This is a genomic window from Paenibacillus sp. GSMTC-2017, assembly GCF_016019935.1.
Taxonomy (GTDB): Bacteria; Bacillota; Bacilli; order Paenibacillales; family Paenibacillaceae; genus Pristimantibacillus.
Genome location: NZ_JAECMT010000005.1, coordinates 260,972 through 281,743, shown reverse-complemented (window position 1 = coordinate 281,743; position 20,772 = coordinate 260,972). Strand labels below are relative to the sequence as shown.

Here is a 20,772-nt window from a genome sequence, read left to right as displayed (position 1 = left end):
ATTTAAGGAGACCAGCTTGATTTCACTTCAAGTTGGTCTCTTCATCATTTCACGGACAATTTACAATATCTTAACAGTAGCATAGTCGTGACAGAACAATCTTCCAAGTGGTAAACTTCCTATATAAGGAACAACTTGATGATCTAGGGGGAATGCTCTATGAAGAGAAAACTTGCTTCTCTTTTCGGTAGATTAAATGAGAATAACGGGAAAAACATTGTGATTTTAGACTCGCAGTTCTCACGAGACATACCTCAGCAGTTAGGGACTCACGAGTCATTACCACATCTGAAGACGATCGTAGAAAAACTAGAAAGAGCTTTAGACGATACATATATGATGCATGTTCGTCAAAAGCTTATATTAAAATATAACTACAATGAGCAAAAATATAACTGGATGTTGCTAGAACTGAAACGGTTCTTCCTATTAAGCACAATTATGAAAGATGTTCCGATGTATAGCCAAGATGTAGATACAATTTGGCACGAAATGATCCTGCATACGAGGGAATACGAGAAGTTTTGTAGCAATTTCTGTGGTCACTTTATACATCATCAGCCAAATCTCGCAACGGATCAGACTAGAGTCGAAACTGCAATTGAACATAAAAGAGCACAGTTTGATCTAGCATATAGCCTTCTATTTACCATCCATAATGAAAACAAGCAATTGTTACAACATTTCTTCCGATATAACGTCGATGAAGGTTTGTTCTATGATATCGGAACATTTTCAGAAGATTACATTATCGAAAAATATTTTAACCCGTACACTACAGATATATTCCATTCTTTAAAGACTGAAATTATTAATCATATACACAAAGCGCATACAGCATATAAAAAGAAACACAAATTAAACAACAGCGCTTTATTACCTGTCACCTCAATGCTGTTCATTCCCATTACTGAAAATCCCCCGCAAGAAGAACAAAAAGCGGCAAGTTGTTCTTCAGCAGCTATAGCTTGTAGCACTTACTCCAAGCAGGGATCAGATTCAGGCTCATCTAAAGGTAGCTCAGACAACTCTTCAAGCAGTTCATCTGATGGAGGCTCTAGCGGTTCTTCATGTGGCTCGTCGTGTGGTGGGGGATGCGGTAGCAGTTAAACATTTCGCAAAGAAGCTTGTATCATTAACGGTAATGTTTCACCTATTAACAGGAGCCCGATATCATCGTATTTCTACGACGATATCGGGCTCCCAACATTTACAACACTTTATTTACAACCTAAAGCGCCAAAATAAGCTCACTCTTTTTCTGCTTCATAAGCTAGCAACGGCCAAGACAATTGAATTGTTGTTCCATTTCCTATTGATGTTTTTACTGTAATGTTGCCTCCCATCGCTTCTACAAGACTTTTGGAAATAGCCATCCCTAGACCTGAACCTTCTATCATTGAAGAGGTATTTGTACCTCGATAATAACGATCAAACAACTTACTTGCCGACAACTCATCCATTCCTCTCCCATTATCAGAAAGAGTTATCGTCATCGAACTCTGTTCACTTGGGCCATACAAAGTTACCGTTAATATCGTTTCCGGTGGGTTGTGGATAAGAGCATTCGCCGCAATATTCATAATAACCCGCTCTAACCATGGCGTGTAAAGCTCAACCACTATCCTCTTCTCCGCTGGCCTAAATAAGATTCTACTCTTATCAAAGGAAGGATTGACCGCTACTTGATCTAACATAGCCCGCAACCATTCATTAAGTTCAATTTTGTCCCCTTCAGGTGCGTCTACTCCTGCACTTAGCCGGTAGGTCATCGCGAGATCATTAATAAGCATGTCCATATGTCCCGATTTTTCTAGCATAATCGTGGAGAACTTACGAACTTCTTCTACATTCCACTCATAACTTTCCTCAGACAGCATATGAGCATACCCTTTAATGGAAGACAGTGGAGTCTTCAGATCATGAGTAATACCAGAAATCCATTCCTCTCTTAATCTATTGTTTTGCTTACGTAACTCATCATTCTGTTGTAGCGTTTCAGATAACTTTTGGATGGAATTCATTACATCCATAAACACTCGATATCGTGAACGCCATCGACCTGATCTAGTACGGCTTCGCACAATTCCTTTCCGATCACTCGGCTCCTCATAAATAGATTTCCCCAATGAATCTAGCCAAACAAGCATATGAAGCAAAGGCCCGCCGAATCGATGAGCGTTCCACAAGGAAAGAAGAACAAATAAAGCAATGATAGCAATAAATATTGTTCCAACACCTATAAACAGCACCTTTGTCTCCTCTGACACCATCGCCCCTTCTCCATTACTTCCACTAGAAGATCGCGGCAGTGCAACAAGCCAAGTTAACTTTGTTTCACTGTTGTAAAATGAAGCAAGTTGAAAAGCTTGCTCTTGGTCAATCGTACGAATTGCAAGATCTCGTAAATTGTACTGCTCTGCAATTGAAGTTGGCTTATTATATGAGACCAGTTCCCTACCCTTTTCGTCCAATAACTGTATATAGCCACCAAGTGCTTTTGTTTTCTCCTGTATGAAAATAGGCAGTTCAAGTTTTTTATTTGAAGTGAACTTCGCTTCCTTAGACACCTGATTCAGCAATGGAGTTAATTCGTCGCGAACACCGTAAATTAGTGTAAATAACTTCCCATTCTTTTCTCTAACCCAAAAGTAAACGTCATAAGGGAAATCTATTCTTTTTGTAATGTATCCTGCAAACTCTCCCGGTATATATTGTTTTGGAACGTCACTTGGCGTATTGAAAGATTGCTCAACTCGGCCATTCTCATCTAAACTTTGGAGCCACCCTTTGTTTTGTTTCACTTGATCTAACAACTTCTGATCGAACACAATCCCATCTTTCGTTAGTTTTGAAGATTCAACTAACCTATCTAAACCGATTGAAGCAAAATCACGTGAGATGCTAATATCAGCAAATTGTTGATTAATCCAATTAGCACTGAACCATATGATCAACAAAGACGCTAATCCCGCTATAACCAATTGCAGAATAAACTTCAAGGCAAGTCTACGTTTCATATTCATAGATTAGCTGTCCCCTGAGTATTTTTCTGGATTAGCTTATAACCTAATCCTCTTACATTAACGACAAATTGCGGATTAGAAGGATCAACCTCGATTCGTTCTCGAATACGATGAATATGTACCATAACTGTATTATCATCGTTAAGTGCATCTATCCCCCAAACGGATTCATACAGCTCGCTTTTTCCGAATATACGATTCGGATTTTTACATAGAAACAAGAGCAACTGAAACACAAGAGCAGGACAAGTAACTGACTGTCCCTCTACGATCAGTTCACCTGCCTCCTCATTAACTTGAAATCGCCCAAAGTTATAGATTGTCGGCGTGCGACGTTCCACTGCCTCTACCCTCTTAACGTCAGTTCCAACCAAATATCGACGTAACTGCGATCTAATTCTAGCAACAACTTCAAGTGGATTAAACGGTTTCGTTATGTAATCATCCCCGCCTACAGCAAAACCAGTTAGCTTATCGAAATCTGATGTTCGAGCCGTTAGAAAAAGGATCGGCGCATTCGTTAGTTGCCGAAGAAATGGAGCCGCATCTATACCGCTACGTCCTGGAAGCATAACGTCCAGCACGATTATGTCTACTCTTCTATCGCTACAAGCATCTAATGCTTCCTCAGCTGTTGTTACTTTAAGGATGCTAGTAAATCCTTCTTTTCGAAGCACAGTTTCCAGCATATCCAATATCGACTGTTCATCATCTACGAGTAATATGAATGCATCGTTCAATCTATTTCCTCCTAGTAAATGGGATTATAGACTACTATTTTATCATGAAAACTCAAAACATACGGATAGACTATCTTAACGGAATCTTAATTATGATGGAAAATTAAACCTCATTATTAAGATACAGTACATATACCGTTTCGGAGCCAATAAGATTGAGCAGTTATTATTGAGCTATCAAATGATTCAGCAAAGCAAAGTACAGCTTCAAAACATAACGAGCTTTGCTCTAATTACACTTAGGGGGAACCTACAATGATCAAGATGGAAAACACAAAACGTACAATTAGAAAATTCACAGGAATAATAGCAATATGCACGATTGTTTCACTTATAGCTGCTTGCGGCAGCACTGACCAAAAAGGAGCTATTAATGTGGAAAAAACGCCAACTGCGACGGTTGAACAAACTAAAGTAGAAAACAATTTAAAACCAGATGATCTGCCTCAAGCGATGATAAATGGCGACTATGAATTGATTTATAACAGTTTCAGCCCTGACTTTAAAAGCCAAATAAGTTTAAAAGATTTAGCAGAGATGGGTGCAGGGTATACAACTGATGTTAAAAGCTTTCAGCAACACCATGAGTTCAAACTAAATGGAGCTAATGTGATAACTTGGATAGATCCTTCTGGACTAAAAGCTATATCCGCACTGTTTGGTGAAAATGATTCCATTACGGGAATGCTGATGCAGCCGCTCACTCCAGCAACTGAGACGGATAACAAGTTGAGTAAGTTGGAATACTCTCTACCATTTAAGGGAGACTGGTTCGTTTTTTGGGGCGGCAACAACGTATTAGCTAACTATCATTACGCACATGAAAGCCAGCGTTATGCCTATGATTTCGTTCAAGAAAAGGATGGATTGTCCTATGAAGGAGATCCAACCAAAAATGATAGCTACTTCGCATTTGGACAAGAAGTTCACGCACCAGCAGACGGGACTGTTGTATCAGTCGTCAACGACATCGTAGATAATGAACCTGTTGGAGTAATGAATGAAAAGGAGCCTTTTGGGAATGTGATTGTTATTGATCATGGGGGCGAATATAGTGTGTTAGCACATCTTAAAAAAGATTCTGTGTCTGTTAAACCTGGAGATGTCGTTAAACGTGGACAACTAGTCGCACAACTCGGCAACTCTGGAAATTCAAGCGAAGCTCATATGCATTTTCAAGTAAACGATGGAAAAGATCTAAACTCTTCCAAATCCATAAACGTGCAATGGAAAGGCATCAAGTCTCCAGTTCGAGGAGAAACGGTATCAAACTAAGTTTAAAAATGATAAAGAGCTATTTCTCACATCCGAGGAATAGCTCTTCCTCTTTTATCCAAAGTAAGCTACTATTAATGACAACTTAAATGTCCACGAAAATGTATATGACCTCATAGAAAAGGGATGTTGCTGCCGTTATGGGTATCGAGCTAACTTGGGAAATAATCATTATTATTGTCGTAGGAGGTTTTCTCGCAGCTTTCGTCGATGCTGTTGTCGGTGGCGGTGGCCTTATCGCTTTGCCAGCTTTACTCGCTGCTGGACTTCCACCTCATCTAGCACTCGGGACGAATAAACTCGCTGGAACGATGTCTTCGCTGACAAGTACACTAACCTTTCTAAGGTCTGGGAAGATCGATCTTAAAATGACGATGAAGTTAGTTCCACTAACAGCAATAGGTGCTGTTGCTGGCACATTGCTCCTTCAATTCGTTCCTACCGATTGGCTCCGTCCACTCGTTATCGTCTTACTTATCGTAGTAACGATTTATACACTATTTCGTCGTGATTGGGGAGATGTAGCCACCTTCCGAACACTAACTAAACGAAGCTGGATTGCTCTAGCACTTACTGCATTGCTACTCGGCAGTTATGATGGCTTTTTCGGACCAGGCACAGGGTCATTTCTTATATTCGCCTTTCTGATACTTGGCCTAGATTTTGTAAAGGCGGCAGGCAATGCAAAACTGCTCAACTTCACTAGTAATATATCCAGTCTCCTCGTATTTATTTGTCTTAGCTCTGTTTCATACGGCATCGGTCTTTTGATGGGAGCTGCTATGGTACTTGGTTCGCTCGTTGGTTCACAAGTGGCGATTCGTCAAGGTGCACGTTATGTAAGACCTCTGTTTATCGGGGTTAGTACATTATTAATTGCACGGCAAGTTTGGGTCATGTTTACGGGGTAGAAGGAGTTCTCTTTTTCCCTATATTATAGATTGTGAAAAAAGTCACAAATTAGACATTGTCATTTTCGTTGAAATATCATATGCTAAGAGCAAGAAAAGATTGTGAATGTTTTCACACTATAAATTAGATTGTGAAATAATTCACCTAGTAGGTCGTAGCATACAATTAAGCTAGCACGCCTACTACATCTAAAGGAGGAAATACGATGAAAACAAAAATTGCTGTTATTGGATGTACACATGCTGGAACTGCTGCCATTACTGGTATGGCTCGCTTATACCCAGATGCTCAAATAACTGTTTTTGAACGGAATGACAATATCTCTTTCCTGTCGTGTGGAATCGCCCTGCATGTTGGCGGCGTCGTTAAAAATGCAGATGGATTATTCTATTCTTCGCCACAGCAATTAGCTGATCTCGGTGTGACGACTCTTATGCGTCACGATGTGATGAACATTGATACAGAAGCAAAAACGTTGCAAGCTCGAAACCTAGCAACTGGAGAAGAAATTACACATAGCTATGATAAACTAGTTGTAACGACTGGTTCGTGGCCGATTGTCCCTCAGATGGACGGCATCAATCTAGAAAATGTCGTACTTTGCAAAAACTTTAATCATGCACAAACAATTATCGAAAAAGCGAAAACAGCCAACCGAATCTCTGTCATTGGTGCAGGTTACATCGGCGTCGAGCTCGTTGAAGCCTTCGAGATGTTAGGTAAAGAAGTGACATTAATCGATAATATGGATCGCATTTTATATAAATATTTGGACAAGGAACTTACAGACGTAACGGAACAAGCGCTTGTGGAACGAGGTGTTCAGCTTGCACTTGACCAAACTGTAACATCGTTTACAGGCGATGAGAACGGAAAAGTGACAACCGTAATAACAACTGCTGGAGAATATGAAACAGATCTTGTTGTCCTATGTATCGGCTTCCGTCCAAATACGGACCTGTTAAAAGGTAAAGTCGATATGCTTCCGAACGGTGCCATCCTTGTAGACGAATATATGCATACGAGTGACCCGGATATTTTCGCTGCTGGAGATAGCTGTGCCGTCCATTACAACCCAACAGGTGAACATGCTTATATCCCTCTCGCAACGAATGCAGTTCGAATGGGTACACTAGTTGCAAGAAATCTCTTAGAGCCTACGATCAAATATATGGGAACACAAGGTACTTCGGGTCTCAAAATATATGACTACAACATCGGATCGACGGGGATGACAGAGACGGCTGCTCTTGCTGCAGGAATGAATGTGAAAATAGTCACAATCTTAGATAACTATCGACCAGAATTTATGCCAACCTACGAACCAGTAACACTAAAAGTCGTATACGAAGCAGAAACAGGAAGAATCCTCGGTGCTCAAGTAATCTCGAAAATTGATTTAACCCAATCGATTAATACACTTTCGGTTTGTATTCAAAATAGAATGACGATGGATGAGCTCAGCTTTGTCGACTTCTTCTTCCAGCCTCATTACAACAAGCCTTGGAATTTACTTAACCAAGCTGGCTTGCAGGCTGTTTAATATAGAAATACATGTTAAATTATTTGATAATACGAAAATCCGCATGTGGACCTTAATGGTCCATATGCGGATTTTTGATTGGTTATTAAACATTCATTTAACAAGAGGTGCTTGTATCGCTGTTGCGAACTTAAATTGATGAACATGTCCATCATTTAATGTCGTTTGGCCTTTTACAAAATGTACGTGTTTGCCATTTCCTACTGGTATTGCTGGTCCTGTTACAATCTTTTTCAAATTATGAAAATGGTTTAAGAAATCCGTGTTCGAAAGATTAATTTCATGGACATGACTTCTACCCACTCTAATCGCTTGCCCTGTTACGCCCGCAAAACGATGGTTATGCCGATCATTGCCTTCCTCAGCGAGCTGAGTACTACCTTCAAATTCGTGGACGTGCCGCTGTGCTTTTCTAAGAGATCCGGCTCTATTCACAATCGTTGATTTTCTCCTTTTCATACTGCACTCCTCCTAGTAATTACTCTGCTAAATAACTAATTACTTGTCTTACAACATCTTATTAACGCAATCAAATGGATGTGCTAGTCAATTATCGCCGATTCTATAAATATTTCAGGTAAGGAAACCTGCCAGTCCACTAAAAAATCCGCATGTGGAGCTTATCTGCTCCACATGCGGACATGATGGTTATATATTCCTATTATATATATCCCTATAAAGTCTCGTTTTCAATAAATTGCTGCTGCACTAGCTTCGAATAAAGCTCATGTGATTGTAGTAGTTCAGAATGTGTACCTTGACCTGTAACTGAACCTTTCTCAAGTACAACTATCCTATCCGCATTCACAATTGTAGACAGGCGATGTGCAATAACTAATGTCGTCCTCGCTTTCATTAGAACGTGTAGAGCTTCCTGTACAAGCTTCTCAGATGTACTATCCAAATGAGCTGTCGCTTCATCGAGCAATAAAATATCCGGATCACGAAGTAGAGCACGTGCTATTGCAAGTCTTTGCCTTTGTCCACCCGACAACTTCACTCCGCGCTCTCCTACCTCCGTTTCTAGTCCTCCGGGCAGCGAATCTATAAATTCACTCAAATTAGCTTGCTGGAGCGCTTCTTTCAGTTTACCGTCATCCACTTGCTCCAAGCCGTAGGTCAAATTATGACGTATAGTGCCCGCCATCATTGGGCTATCTTGTGATACGTATGCGATGCGGTTTCGCCAATCTTTCAGCGCAAGCGACGATATGTCCTCGGAACCATATCGAATATTCCCGTGTGTAGGCTGATAAAATCGTTCAATAAGCGAAAATAACGTCGTTTTGCCCGTACCGCTTGGTCCAACAATTGCCGTCATCCCCCCAGGCTCAGCTTGGAATGATAATGAATGAAGAATCGGTCGTTCAGGCGTATACGAAAAACTAATATTTTCAAAAGATAATGGTTGCTTTTTAAATGAGATATTATTTGTTGATGTGGGATTGCCTTCAACTATCTCTAAATCTTCTTCTAGCGTCTCTTCCATTAACTCAATAATACGTTGCGATGCGCCCATAGCCTTTTGGAACTGTGTAAAAAACGATGCCATTTGTGTAAATGGCATAACGATCTGAAACATATAGAGGAAAATGGCTACTAGCTCCCCTGTTTCAAGCGTTCCTTGCGCAATTCTAACGCCACCATACCCAATTAATAAGACCAGAATAAGAAGCATAACTGACATCATTAATGGTGTCACGATTGACATAATTTTCGCTTCTTGCAGTCCGAAACGGAATAAGCTCTTTATACGAACCTGACCTTGGCGGTGTTCTTCTTTCTCAGCCAGTGAAGCTTTAACAAGCCTAATTTCTGAAAGCACCCGTCCTAGATCACCTTGAAAAAGTGCCGTTTCATCCTGCATAGACTTCGAAATTTTGAACATCTTGCTACCAAGTGGCCACAAAACGAGCAGCGAAACCGGTACTGCAATCAGCATGAGCAACGTCATTTTCCAATCGATATAGAGAAGAATGGTGACCCCACCGATAACGGATACTATACCGCCAAGGAATGAAATAACGTGTCCGACTATAAAATCCTTAATTACATTCGTATCATTAGTAACTCGGCTCATCGTCTCGCCTGATGTATTACGATCGAAGAAAGGTACTGGCAGACGAAGTACTCGCTCCCATACTTCTTTCCGAAGCCCACTAATAATATATTGTCCGACATAAGACATCGTATAAACCGAAAATCCAGACATTGCTGTTTGTAAAATGAATACTGACGCTAACAAAATGATCGTCATCGTCTCAAGTGCAGAAATAGAAACTTGCTCTACGATGTTTTTCGTTAACAATGGAATAAGTAAAGTTAATATCGTTTCACCAAGCCCCAGAATGATTGCGACAGCAATTAGCCACTTTGCAGGCTTATGCCTCCCAATTAAATTGATAAATGGTTTAACTTCCATTTAGATTTCCTCCTCGTTCAACTGCTTCGAGCATATCACTTGACGTAACGTGAGGTGCAAGTGTTTTTTTGTCCATAATTTACAACTATCCATTTGCGATTTATTCGTTATTTTTCGTATCTAGTATTTTTAGCTCAATATTAGTAGAATAATGGTTGCTTACGTTTTTGATCATGCTGATCCCTATCGTAAACATTGTCATGATGTTTGTATTTGCATTCGGAGTACATTAGGAAGCTACTAAACCATTTCTTTATACATAACTTATTTAATAGTATCGCTGTATAACGCATGCTAAAAAAAATAAAAAGCTACCCTCGCGAGGTAGCTTTTTATTTTGAGCTCTGCAAGGATCATTTTGACCCTTACAGCCTACAAAACAGCTCGCCAACTTACTTGAACATTCCCGTTATTCCTGTTTACTACGTGATTCCATCAGCTCTTTATGAAGCTGCTCTACCGATTTGCCCTCTGTTGAGATTCCATGCTTCTTCGCGATAGCTCGAAGATGCTCTAATCGCTTTGCCTCATGTTCCTGCTTAAACGCTTCCCACTTTTCCTTATTCGTTTCCTTCGCAACAATAAGCTCCTTCTTGAGCTGCTGAGCAGTTTTCCCCTCTGTCGGGATGCCGAAGTAGGCTGCCATCTCCTGAAGCTTCTTTAATCGATAAGCTTCAAAGCTCTCGCGTGACATTCCACCTTTATGATGTTTGTGATGTTTATCTCCCTCATGTGCTGGTTCCTTAAGAACTGACCCTTCAGTAGTTGGACCTTCAGTCACTAACTGTAACCCTAACCGTTCAGCACCTACAGGCTGCACGGACAAAGCAGAAGCGGCAGCTATAACAACAGCCACCGCTAACGTCATTACTATTTTTTTGCTCATCACGTACTGTCTCACCCTTCTATATCATCTATGTTTGGGACAATTTTCTCCAAAACATTGCCCTCTTCTGGATTATTTTACCCATACATTGGGATGATTAGACATAATTCAGCAGATTACGACTCAATCATGATTTGCTCTTTTAGCGTATTTAGCTCTTTCGTCTAATTAAGCTGGTTCAACTCACTCAGAAGCCATTCCTTCGAGAAGTGTTCACCAATAAACACTGCGACATCGTTGACTTTCCCCTGTGGCTCAATTCGTATGAAATCAGACTCTTTGTATGCATATTGGAACAAAAAACGACTAGTAGCGGATGTATCAGAGAATGTAACGACTCCCTTAGCTCGATAAATATTGTCAGGTAGTTTTCGCAACAGCCCCTCAAACGCTTCACTGCTGACCGGCCCATCAAAATAATGCGTCACGACCATTACATGTTCATGGGAATGATGATGGTGATCCGATGCTTCATTTGGATCGTTATGTACATGATGACCCAATGCCTCGCTGGAATGCGAGTGTGAATTTAGAAGAGTTTCTTCATTCACAAGGAGCTGCTTATGTGAGGCTTTCTGCAATTCTACCGATGGAATAACAAGCACACTCAGCCAGCTCCAATCCACTAACTCGCAACGCACAGTCGTAGTAATTTCCGCATGAGCGTTCATTTCTCTTAACATCTGTTGCGCTTCAACTAGCTCATCAGCGGCTAGTTTATCGCTTTTATTAAGCAAGAGCTTAGTTGCACACCGAATCTGCTCGCACATAAGTTTGTAAGTGCTTCCTTTACCTTTACGGCTTCGATCCAATAACTCAGGACCATCCACGACCGTTATAACTGAGCGAAGCTCTACAGTTTGATACATTGCAGCATCCGTCACACCATCAAGTGTTTGCATCGGATTAGCTGCGCCAGTAGATTCGATAATGATGACATCTGGATGATGTATTTCAACTAGTCTGCCGATTTCAAGCCCTAGATCCCCTTTGATGGAGCAACAGATGCAACCGCTGAGCATCTCCGCCATGGGGACCTCCTTATCTACTAGTTCACCATCCAAATTAATTTCTCCGAGCTCGTTCATAATAACGGCAGGCTTAAGTCCTTGGCTCTTAAAATGTGCCAGCATGCCCGTTAAAAGTGTTGTTTTCCCGCTTCCAAGAAAACCAGACAGCAAATGGATCGGCGTTGGCGCTGATCCATTATCTTGATTACTTTGGATTGTCATTATAATAACTCCCTTGTGCTATTGCTTTCTTATGAGCCTCTTGAATAGTCTGTGCAATCTTCTTCGGATCGCCTCCAGCTAACAGCTCCTGTAATCCGTTATTAACTGCTTCAGCGCTCTCAGATGATAACACCCCGTCGTAGACAGGTGTTAGTCTTACGCTATTAACCAAGTCGTACACCTCAGCAAAGATTGGTGACACTTTACTTTTATCTAACTCAATCTTATAGCTAACAAGCTGATTGCTCTCAAGCGTACGCTTTTGAGCATCAGGCCCTGACATTGCATAGATCAGCTTTAGAGCAGCTTCCTTTTTCTCGCCAGTAGCATCTTTGCCAAGTGCCATACCAGATCCGACAACGCCAGATAATGTATTCGGGTCACCTTTCCCTCCCGGAATAGCTGGGAGTACAGTTGCCCCCATCTCTCGCATCACTTCTTTTGACGTATTTGCTGCGAGATTCGTCAGTGCCCAGCCACCATCAATCATCATAGCGGACTTGCCCTGTGCAAACATTAACTCCATCTGATTGTTATCAATGGCGTTATAGTCTTTCTGAAACGCACCTGCTTCTGCTAGCTCTTTCATATAGGTAAGTGCCTCAATGAACTGCGGATCAGTAAAGCTTGCTCCGTCCTGCTTCGCTGCCTTAAGGAACCACTCCGTTCCAGTCACTCTGTCTGCTAACGAGCTGAAAATGCTGGATTGTGCAAGCCATGCCGCTTTATTACCGAGTGCGATTGGAGTAATACCATTATTCCTTAGCGTTTCTATTGCAAGCATTAGCTCATCCCACGTTTTAGGAACTGCGATATTATATTTATCCATAATCTTCTTATTATAATATAAGATTGACGTTGGTGATAAACCCATCGGCGCTCCATATGTATGACCTTTTTCAGTGAACGATTCTAACGAGTTGGGCAAAAAACCATCTCTCCATTCCGGATTCGCCTCTATCAGCTCATTAATGGGCTGAATTAATGAAGCCGAAGAAAACTCTTGTGTCATCGCCCCACTCCACATAACGAACACATCCGGCATTTCGTCCGCTGCCGCAACCGTCTTGAGCCTAGAACGATAGCCGTCTGGTTGAATCGCTTGTATATCTAATCGAATATGTTGATTCGCTGCTTGAAATTCGTCTATAATAGCTCGCATCGTTTGTGCGCGCAGATCATCTCCAGTAAAGTTATGCCATAATGAAATTTCAATCTTATCCATTGATTCCGTAACAGTAACGCCACTTTTTTCGGAGCCACATGACGATAATACAGTAACAAGCAGGGACATCAGAATTATAGCAGAAATTATACGCTTCATCTCATGCTTCCTCCTCACAAAGTCTCTCTCCCTTTTTAGTATACGTATATCTAATCCATATAGACAGGGTTAGAATTCGGAAACTAGGATGATTTTTATCAGCTTTTACCTCGTTCATGTTCGATATTTTTCAACCGTTCCATTCTTAATTTCGACAAATACTCCTTAAATTCTTGACCCGTCTCGCGATGAAATACTTCACCAAAGTGACTATTCGTTAATTGAACATAATCGGCAACATCTTCAAGCGTAATAGACTCACTCAAATGTTCATGAATATAAGAAATAGCTCGGTTAATATGAGGTATATTCGATTGTTCAGACGAAACTTGCTCATCCTTCAGTAACTCCAATAATCGTTCTATTAGCAACTCTCCACCGTTAATCGCAACCATTTCTAGTGTAGTAGAATCAGAATTCGGAAGGAAATCTATCTCACTTCCACTACCTTTAATAAAGTCCATAGCAGTCATATTAACCGATCGGAGATAAGTCAGAAGCGACTGCGGCGTTGTATCTTTATTAGACCTCTGCTGGCTATAAACTTCTTGAGCCCATTTTCGTAATAACGTCTCATCTCTCTGCGCCAAAATAAGGGCTAGCTCGTCCCGCTCCGTTTGAGAGCATTCGATTTTGCCACCCTTTCGTCTATAAATGGCGTCATGGGTAATAATCTTTTGATGTGGAAGTAAGCCACGAAATAAATAGGAATAGGCAGCTGTTTCGTACGCTTTTTGTAAACCTTTCTGACCATCCGCAAACTCCCCGACACCCGCATAAATTTTACATTTTAGCTTTAATTCAATTTTTGCTAACTCATATTCCAATTGAATTGGAGATGATATTCCACCGTTCAAACGCACGATAAGTACGATCGTTCGATCCCAAATAATCGCTTCACCTTCTATAAGTTCACTAATGACATTATGGACGGCGAATAATAAAAGCTTCTGAATACCGCTATCTTCTTCCCATCCCGAAGCGCCAATTTTAATGACCAAATAGCCATTCGGCTCATGAAGCATAAGCTTAGGAAGCAACACTTTCGCTTGCATCAAGGTTGAATCGTCAAGTTCCTTTCCTCTTAGAAGCCCCTCCATCGCTTCGTCTCGGAGATGATTTCTCTTCAAAGACTCACCACGCATAATGATACGTTGCCTTGCACCTGCAACAGCTTTTACAATTTCATCTGGGCGACTTGTTTTGAGCAAATAATCACTAACTCCTGCACGGATCGCCTTTTGTGCATATTTGAATTGATCATATCCCGATAATATGATGACTTCACTTTCAGGAAGCAACCGTCTCACTTCGCTCGCCAAATCGAAACCCGTCAAACCTGTCATCTGGATATCCGTCACAATAATATTTGGCTTCTCTACTTCTAAACGGGCGATCGCTTCCTCTGCTGAAGCTGCTGGCTCAAGAACCTCATACCCACTATCCGCCCATGGAATAACTGTACTTAAGCCTGTTCGTATAATGATTTCATCATCCACAAAAAACAGCTTCATTCGATGTCTTTCCCTCCTAATGTGTCAGTTGGTATCGAAAAGGATACGACAGTACCCTTATTTATTTCACTTTCAATGATCAGCCCAGATTGTAGACCATAGTGCAAATGAAGCCTGCGATTAACATTACGTAGTCCGTAGCTTCCACGCTCTAGTCGCTCCCTGTCCATCTTCTGATCATGCGGAGCTTGCAACTCTCTTTTAATTTCGTTCAGCTTTTCATCATCCATCCCTACACCTGTATCTTCTACCATAAAGTGCATCCATTCGGATTCCAGCTTCGCACTTACTTTAATCTCACCCATTGCAGGCTGTTTCTGAATACCGTGAATGAGCGCATTTTCGATCAACGGCTGTAGCAATAACTTAAGCATTCTAGTATGAGATAGTGCTGGATCAATGTCCATTTGAAGCTTAAACTTGCCTGGGAATCTGATCGATTGGATATTGGAGTAATGCATAGCATGCGCAACTTCCTGCTCAACCGAACAAAATTCTTCTCCCTTGTTCAGACTGAATCTCAAAAAATCGCTTAAACTTCCTACCATATCTGCAATTTTTTCATCCTTGTTCATTAGTGCCATCCAATGAATAGATGAAAGCGTGTTATAGAGGAAATGCGGATTTATTTGAGCTTGAAGTGCTTGCATGTCCGCTTCTTTCTTATACGATTCCTCTTGCTTTACTTGTTCTGTTAAATGCGCAATTCGGTCACTAAGCTTATTATAACTCCGTACCAGCTGCCCTACTTCATCCATCGTTTCCACTGGATACTTTTGCAACGGTTCTTCTGGATTGGAATGCTTCATAAATTGGGTCAACATAATGAGCGGATTCGTCACACGTTGAACGAAATAAAGAACAAGTATAGATACGACTAATACAGACACAACGATGACGATTGCCATTAGTTTTAATACATAACTATTTTGATTACGATATTCAGCAAAGGGCATTATACCTGTTAGAGTCCACCCCATATCAGCAACAGAATCATAAAGAATGGTCTGCTTATTATCTCCTTCTCCGTAGTTTAACCAGCCTGAACGTCCCTCAAGCTGAAACCCGGGCAACATATCTTTCATGTTTCCATCATTCTTTTCTGCATTTGAACTGGACAAAATATTGCCCTCACTGTTAGTAAGCACAACATCTCCACTACCCGGTAAGTTTGCTTGTCTCAAAATTTGCGAAATAGCTTTTTCATCCAAGCTAATGACGAGTGTTCCGAGTTGTCTAAAACTATTTAAGCTTCGAATCGGCCTAATAAGTGAGATAACTTGTTTCGGACCAGATGCGGTGTCTGTCTCATATCGCGCAGTCCAAAACTTCGTTTGTGACTGATAATGTTGAATACGTTCATCATCGTCTCCAGATAATCCTGTATCAAATATTGTTGCGTTCGAAACAGGTGGATATTTGTTCAGTGGATAAATCGTAATATCTGAAATATAGCTTTTAGAATAAACCAAATTCGAAAGAAATTCGATCATTTGTGTCTGCTTAACGGGATCTTCATCATCGCTGCTCAGAAACTTTTGAATATCTTTTTGACCAATCATAAAGAGCGACATGTTCTCAACATCATGAACGATAAATTCAAGGTTCGTACTCATTTGCCGTAAAATACTTGTCCCCGATTGCTTCGCTTTTTCTTCTGTCGTTGTAGCTGCCATATTGTAAGCAAACAATCCTAAAGCTAATAACGGAATTAATACGGAAAAAAGTAGTAAAGTCGATAGCTTGCGTTTCAAAGAGCTGCTAATCCAACGCATCGATACTCCTCATCCCTTCATCATTTCATAGTTGCACCATAACCAAGCGGACATCCTACTTTCTTAATCGAATACTATCATACTTTTTTTTAGCTTAACAAATTTTTTGTTTGATTTTTCACTCGCATAGGTGTACCATGTGGTCAAAGAAAAAGTTAATGGTATGAAAAGAGGCGTAAGATGGAGTCAATATCGCAGGAATTATTATTTTTCTCCGAGCTAGCCAAAGGTATAACCGCACAATTCGGGGAAAATTGCGAAGTCGTTATCCATGACTGGTCGAAGCCCTATGAAAGTACTATTGTCGCTATAGAACACGGTCATGTCACCGGCCGTAACGTCGGAGATCCCGGAACAAATCTCGGTTTGGAAATTATGAGGGGAACATCAGACGGTGACAATCGACATAACTACGTCACACAAACGGTTGACGGTAGAATTCTCCGTTCTACTTCTATGTATGTAAAAAATAATGAAGGCACGATCATTGGAGCAGTATGCATCAACTTTGACATTACTGATCTGATGATGGCGGAGAAAACGTTGCAATCGTTGACGGCAAGTGGTCTTCAGCCTATACGAGAATCTTTCGTCAGTAATGTGAATGAGCTTCTCGACACGTTGCTGCAAGAAACGCAAGAAATTATCGGCAGACCACCTGCACTCATGAGCAAAGAGGATAAAATTCGGTTGATTCAGCTACTGGATCAAAAGGGTGCATTCCTTATTAAAAAGTCTGGCGAAAAAATTTGTAGTTACTTGGGCATATCCAAGTTTACCTTGTACAACTACTTGGAAGAATCAAAATCTTCGGATGATATAGGAGGTTCAAAAGAATGAGTCAAAACGTAACTACGAACACAATCTTCGAAACACCTTGTGTCGTCATTAATAGTGATATAGTCGATAGCAACATCCAAAAGATCGCAGAAACAATAAACGCTACTGGTGTTAAACTTCGTCCACATGCGAAGACGCATAAAATGCCAGAAATGGCGCTTCGCCAACTGAAAGCAGGAGCAATTGGTATTACAGTTGCCAAAATCGCTGAAGCAGAAGTAATGGCCGAGGGTGGGATAAAGGACATTTTTGTCGCTTATCCGATTGTAAGTACAAGCAAGCTTGAACGCGCTGCCAAACTTGTGAAGTCGGGTATTCGCCTCATTATTGGAGTAGACAGTATAGAAGGTGCAAAACGAATCTCTACTGTAGCTAGCGAGCAGGGTGTAACACTTGAAGTTCGCTTAGAAATTGAGTCTGGTCTCAATCGTACTGGCGTAGAGGCATCATCTGCCGCCCAACTTGCGAAAGCAATTGCTTCTCTAGAAGCTGTAAGCCTTAATGGCATATTCACTTATCGTGGAGCTATGCTAAGCGGTGCACCTACGATGGATTTGCGAGCTGCTGGTCATGAAGAAGGTACTTTCATGGTTTCCGTTGCCCAGTCTCTGCGAGATGCTGGATTAACGATTAAAGATGTTAGCGTCGGCTCATCACCAACAGCCATTTATGCTGCTGAAATCGCGGGTATAACTGAAGTTCGCCCAGGCACTTATATTTATCAAGATCGCATGCAAGCTGCCTTTGACATTTGCTCCTTCGAAGAATGTGCCGGCGCTGTATGGGCAACTGTTGTAAGTCGCCCAACATCGGACCGAATTGTCATTGACGGCGGAAGCAAAACATTTGCTACTGACGTACAACCAGACAAAGCCCCGCTAAACTTGAAAGGTTTCGGGCATATTGTCGGAGATGATGACGCTGTATTCGAGCGCATGAATGAAGAACATGGCGTTATTCGTGTAAACCCTGCTAGCGACTATCAAATTGGTGACGTGATTGCTATTATTCCTAACCATATTTGCAGTACCGTTAATTTGCATAGCTTTATCTATCTTCAAAACTCCGATGGTGAGCTTACAAAAGTTGCTGTAGCCGCACGTGGGTTGCTAGAGTAGTTTCCAGATGAGAGAGGAGCTAAGTCAAACATGCTAGATTTAGTATTGAAAAATGGAAAAATCGTAGATGGTAGCGGCAATCCTTGGTATAGAGGCGATGTTGGCGTTAAAGACGGCGTAATCGTCTCTGTCGGACAAATCGATCAAGAAGCTCATCAAGTAATCGACGTAAGTCGCAAAATTATTTCGCCTGGTTTTATCGATGGACATTGTCATTCTGATCTTATGATTATCGATCATCCTCATAGTGAAATAAAGATGCAGCAAGGGGTAACGACCGAAGTTGTCGGCAACTGCGGATTAGCTCCTGCTCCATTCGTCCGCAACAAAGCGGACCTTCTGCAAACTTACGTCCAACCTGTTCTAGGCAGTACAAGCTGGGAATGGCCTTGGGAAACGGTTGGCGAGTATATGGACTTTGTTGCTCGCTCCAATCCTTCCGAGCATATCGCGACATATGTAGCGCATGGCGCACTTCGTATTGCCGTTATGGGCTTCGAGAATCGTCCAGCTACAACTGCTGAGATCGCGCGTATGAAAGAATTGCTGGAAGAGGGACTTCGTGCTGGCGCAATTGGTTTGTCAATCGGCCTACTCTATGCACCAGGAAGCTACACTTCAAGAGAAGAATTAGTTGAGCTTTGTAGCGTACTTCCGAAATACAATGGCTTGTTCTCTACCCATATTCGCGGCGAAGGAAACAACTTGCTGCCGTCCGTTGCTGAAGTTATCTGGATCGCAGAACGTGCCGGCATCTCCCTTCATATCAGTCATTTGAAAGCGGCTGGTAAAGCAAATTGGGGTAAAGTACTAGAAGCTCTAGAGCTTGTCGAAGATGCTCGTGCACGTGGCATGGACGTTACCGTTGATGTCTACCCATACAATGCAGGTTCAACGACATTAACGACTGTTCTTCCGCCTTGGGTACTGGAAGGCGGTATTGAAGCAACGCTGGAAGCGTTCCGTAATCCAACGCTAAGAGCACGGATTAAGGAAGAACTTAGTCATGAGCAACAACACTGGGACAATCTTGTTTGCTCTACTGGCTGGAACAGTATTGTGATTTCCGCTGTTCAATCAGAAGGAAACAAGTCGCTCGAAGGTAAACATATCGCTGAGGTTGCCGAGATTCGTGGTCAACATCCCGTTGATTGCATGATGGATTTGCTCCTCGAAGAAAACGGCCAAATTGCAATCGTCTATTTCCATATGTCTGATGATGATGTCAAACAAGTTATCGCATACGAGAAATCATTGATCGCATCCGACAGCTTGAACTGTGAAATCGGCAAGCCGCATCCTCGTACGTATGGCACATTCCCACGTGTATTTGCCAAATATGTACGAGAAGATAAAGTGCTTTCGCTGGAGCAAGCCGTTCGCAAGCTTACTTCATTCCCAGTACAACGCTTCAAGTTAGGCAAACGCGGCCTTATCGTTCCAGGTTATCTTGCAGATATTACTGTGTTCGATATGGATACGATTCAAGATACGGCAACTTTTGCCGATCCACGTCAATTCCCTACTGGTATTACACATGTTGTTGTAGGCGGTCAGCTTACGATGCAACATGGTGTTCATACGCATAAACGTGAAGGTTCACTCATTCGCGCACAACATTGCTGCTCGATCTAACGAGCAGTCAAACAAATAACGGAAACATAAAGGAGCTAATTACTATGTCTAAAATTGAACACCGTCTAGCTGAACTAGGAATTACATTGCCTCCAACTACTGAACCAAAATTTCTTTACAAGCCAGTTAACCAAACAGGCAACCTAATCTACACGTCTGGATTCGATTGCCGTATTGATGGCGTTCTTATGTATGAAGGTAAAGTCGGTTCAGACCTAACGATTGAACAAGGCCAAGAAGCTGCTCGTCAAGTTGTAATCAACTTGCTTGCTGCAATGAAAGCTCATCTTGGTGATTTGGATCGCGTTGTAAAGATCGTTAAAATCCTTGCTTTCGTAAACAGTGCTCCTGGATTTGGCGACCAACCTTATGTAATCAACGGTGCATCCGATCTTCTAATCGAAGTATTTGGTGAAAACGGCCGTCATGCACGTTCCGCTATCGGAACTAGCGACTTGCCATTCCATACACCAGTTGAGATTGAGCTAATTGCTGAAGTTCGTGACTAATCACATATCCTCATAACAAAT

17 protein-coding genes are annotated in these 20,772 nt (G+C 41.6%); 8 read left to right on the top strand and 9 right to left on the bottom strand.

What is annotated here, in order from left to right; all coding sequences use genetic code 11:
• Positions 1 to 159: 159 nt before the first annotated feature.
• Positions 160 to 1,110 carry a hypothetical protein gene (locus I6N90_RS20190; RefSeq protein WP_197937459.1) on the top strand — a complete coding sequence of 317 codons (951 nt, stop codon included), beginning with the start codon at positions 160 to 162 and terminating at the stop codon, positions 1,108 to 1,110.
• 140 nt (positions 1,111 to 1,250) lie between these two features.
• On the opposite strand, the gene I6N90_RS20185 is transcribed toward I6N90_RS20190, so the two are convergent.
• Both I6N90_RS20185 and I6N90_RS20180 read right to left on the bottom strand, forming a co-directional pair.
• Positions 1,251 to 3,026, bottom strand: a complete 1,776-nt coding sequence (locus I6N90_RS20185; protein ID WP_197937458.1) for a sensor histidine kinase — start codon at positions 3,024 to 3,026, stop codon at positions 1,251 to 1,253.
• Entirely contained in the window at positions 3,023 to 3,766 is a 744-nt protein-coding gene (locus I6N90_RS20180) for a response regulator transcription factor (protein ID WP_197937457.1), read from the bottom strand. Before I6N90_RS20180 ends, I6N90_RS20185 begins: the two co-directional genes overlap by 4 nt.
• Positions 3,767 to 4,021: 255 nt before the next feature.
• Here I6N90_RS20180 and I6N90_RS20175 point away from each other — a divergent pair, with 255 nt between their 5' ends.
• The 3 genes from I6N90_RS20175 to I6N90_RS20165 all read left to right on the top strand — a co-directional run bounded on the left by I6N90_RS20175 (position 4,022) and on the right by I6N90_RS20165 (position 7,496).
• Positions 4,022 to 5,041: a peptidoglycan DD-metalloendopeptidase family protein gene (locus tag I6N90_RS20175; protein WP_232243185.1), complete on the top strand. Its 1,020-nt coding sequence runs from the start codon at positions 4,022 to 4,024 to the stop codon at positions 5,039 to 5,041.
• A 140-nt stretch (positions 5,042 to 5,181) separates the two neighbouring features.
• Positions 5,182 to 5,952 (top strand): TSUP family transporter, encoded by a 771-nt coding sequence (locus I6N90_RS20170; protein ID WP_197937456.1) that lies wholly within the window; start codon positions 5,182 to 5,184, stop codon positions 5,950 to 5,952.
• A gap of 206 nt (positions 5,953 to 6,158) precedes the next feature.
• Positions 6,159 to 7,496 carry an FAD-dependent oxidoreductase gene (locus I6N90_RS20165; protein ID WP_197937455.1) on the top strand — a complete coding sequence of 446 codons (1,338 nt, stop codon included), beginning with the start codon at positions 6,159 to 6,161 and terminating at the stop codon, positions 7,494 to 7,496.
• Positions 7,497 to 7,589: 93 nt separating this feature from the next.
• On the opposite strand, the gene I6N90_RS20160 is transcribed toward I6N90_RS20165, so the two are convergent.
• From I6N90_RS20160 to I6N90_RS20130, 7 genes are all read right to left on the bottom strand, one after another.
• Positions 7,590 to 7,955 carry a YmaF family protein gene (locus tag I6N90_RS20160; protein ID WP_197937454.1) on the bottom strand — a complete coding sequence of 122 codons (366 nt, stop codon included), beginning with the start codon at positions 7,953 to 7,955 and terminating at the stop codon, positions 7,590 to 7,592.
• A gap of 214 nt (positions 7,956 to 8,169) precedes the next feature.
• Complete coding sequence (locus I6N90_RS20155) at positions 8,170 to 9,918, bottom strand: ABC transporter ATP-binding protein (RefSeq protein ID WP_197937453.1); 1,749 nt, start codon at positions 9,916 to 9,918, stop codon at positions 8,170 to 8,172.
• A gap of 409 nt (positions 9,919 to 10,327) precedes the next feature.
• Positions 10,328 to 10,804: a hypothetical protein gene (locus tag I6N90_RS20150; RefSeq protein WP_197937452.1), complete on the bottom strand. Its 477-nt coding sequence runs from the start codon at positions 10,802 to 10,804 to the stop codon at positions 10,328 to 10,330.
• 164 nt (positions 10,805 to 10,968) lie between these two features.
• Complete coding sequence (locus I6N90_RS20145; protein WP_197937451.1) at positions 10,969 to 12,036, bottom strand: CobW family GTP-binding protein; 1,068 nt, start codon at positions 12,034 to 12,036, stop codon at positions 10,969 to 10,971.
• Complete coding sequence (locus tag I6N90_RS20140) at positions 12,020 to 13,360, bottom strand: extracellular solute-binding protein (RefSeq protein WP_197937450.1); 1,341 nt, start codon at positions 13,358 to 13,360, stop codon at positions 12,020 to 12,022. Before I6N90_RS20140 ends, I6N90_RS20145 begins: the two co-directional genes overlap by 17 nt.
• A gap of 98 nt (positions 13,361 to 13,458) precedes the next feature.
• Positions 13,459 to 14,874: a response regulator gene (locus I6N90_RS20135; RefSeq protein ID WP_197937449.1), complete on the bottom strand. Its 1,416-nt coding sequence runs from the start codon at positions 14,872 to 14,874 to the stop codon at positions 13,459 to 13,461.
• Entirely contained in the window at positions 14,871 to 16,649 is a 1,779-nt protein-coding gene (locus I6N90_RS20130; protein WP_197937448.1) for a cache domain-containing sensor histidine kinase, read from the bottom strand. Before I6N90_RS20130 ends, I6N90_RS20135 begins: the two co-directional genes overlap by 4 nt.
• Positions 16,650 to 16,829: 180 nt before the next feature.
• Between I6N90_RS20130 and I6N90_RS20125 the strand changes: the two genes are divergently transcribed.
• Genes I6N90_RS20125 through I6N90_RS20110 form a run of 4 tightly spaced genes read left to right on the top strand, consistent with a single transcriptional unit; the run spans position 16,830 to position 20,751 of the window.
• The gene (locus I6N90_RS20125; RefSeq protein ID WP_197937447.1) at positions 16,830 to 17,489 is read left to right on the top strand and encodes a helix-turn-helix transcriptional regulator; all 660 of its coding nucleotides are present in this window, start codon (positions 16,830 to 16,832) and stop codon (positions 17,487 to 17,489) included.
• On the top strand, positions 17,486 to 18,607 hold the full coding sequence (locus tag I6N90_RS20120) for an alanine racemase (protein ID WP_197937446.1): 1,122 nt from the start codon (positions 17,486 to 17,488) through the stop codon (positions 18,605 to 18,607). The genes I6N90_RS20125 and I6N90_RS20120 overlap by 4 nt, the downstream gene beginning before the upstream one ends.
• A 30-nt stretch (positions 18,608 to 18,637) precedes the next feature.
• Positions 18,638 to 20,242, top strand: a complete 1,605-nt coding sequence (locus tag I6N90_RS20115; RefSeq protein WP_197937445.1) for an N-acyl-D-amino-acid deacylase family protein — start codon at positions 18,638 to 18,640, stop codon at positions 20,240 to 20,242.
• Positions 20,243 to 20,286: 44 nt separating this feature from the next.
• Entirely contained in the window at positions 20,287 to 20,751 is a 465-nt protein-coding gene (locus tag I6N90_RS20110) for a RidA family protein (RefSeq protein WP_197937444.1), read from the top strand.
• Positions 20,752 to 20,772: the final 21 nt, after the last annotated feature.

Bases quoted from the DNA above. Each gene is read 5' to 3' on its own strand.
- I6N90_RS20190 (WP_197937459.1), top strand. From the start codon at position 160: ATGAAGAGAAAACTTGCTTCTCTTTTCGGTAGATTAAATGAGAATAAC.
- I6N90_RS20185 (WP_197937458.1), bottom strand. From the start codon at position 3,026: ATGAATATGAAACGTAGACTTGCCTTGAAGTTTATTCTGCAATTGGTT.
- I6N90_RS20175 (WP_232243185.1), top strand. From the start codon at position 4,022: ATGATCAAGATGGAAAACACAAAACGTACAATTAGAAAATTCACAGGA.
- I6N90_RS20170 (WP_197937456.1), top strand. From the start codon at position 5,182: ATGGGTATCGAGCTAACTTGGGAAATAATCATTATTATTGTCGTAGGA.
- I6N90_RS20165 (WP_197937455.1), top strand. From the start codon at position 6,159: ATGAAAACAAAAATTGCTGTTATTGGATGTACACATGCTGGAACTGCT.
- I6N90_RS20160 (WP_197937454.1), bottom strand. From the start codon at position 7,955: ATGAAAAGGAGAAAATCAACGATTGTGAATAGAGCCGGATCTCTTAGA.
- I6N90_RS20155 (WP_197937453.1), bottom strand. From the start codon at position 9,918: ATGGAAGTTAAACCATTTATCAATTTAATTGGGAGGCATAAGCCTGCA.
- I6N90_RS20150 (WP_197937452.1), bottom strand. From the start codon at position 10,804: ATGAGCAAAAAAATAGTAATGACGTTAGCGGTGGCTGTTGTTATAGCT.
- I6N90_RS20145 (WP_197937451.1), bottom strand. From the start codon at position 12,036: ATGACAATCCAAAGTAATCAAGATAATGGATCAGCGCCAACGCCGATC.
- I6N90_RS20140 (WP_197937450.1), bottom strand. From the start codon at position 13,360: ATGAAGCGTATAATTTCTGCTATAATTCTGATGTCCCTGCTTGTTACT.
- I6N90_RS20135 (WP_197937449.1), bottom strand. From the start codon at position 14,874: ATGAAGCTGTTTTTTGTGGATGATGAAATCATTATACGAACAGGCTTA.
- I6N90_RS20130 (WP_197937448.1), bottom strand. From the start codon at position 16,649: ATGCGTTGGATTAGCAGCTCTTTGAAACGCAAGCTATCGACTTTACTA.
- I6N90_RS20125 (WP_197937447.1), top strand. From the start codon at position 16,830: ATGGAGTCAATATCGCAGGAATTATTATTTTTCTCCGAGCTAGCCAAA.
- I6N90_RS20120 (WP_197937446.1), top strand. From the start codon at position 17,486: ATGAGTCAAAACGTAACTACGAACACAATCTTCGAAACACCTTGTGTC.
- I6N90_RS20115 (WP_197937445.1), top strand. From the start codon at position 18,638: ATGCTAGATTTAGTATTGAAAAATGGAAAAATCGTAGATGGTAGCGGC.
- I6N90_RS20110 (WP_197937444.1), top strand. From the start codon at position 20,287: ATGTCTAAAATTGAACACCGTCTAGCTGAACTAGGAATTACATTGCCT.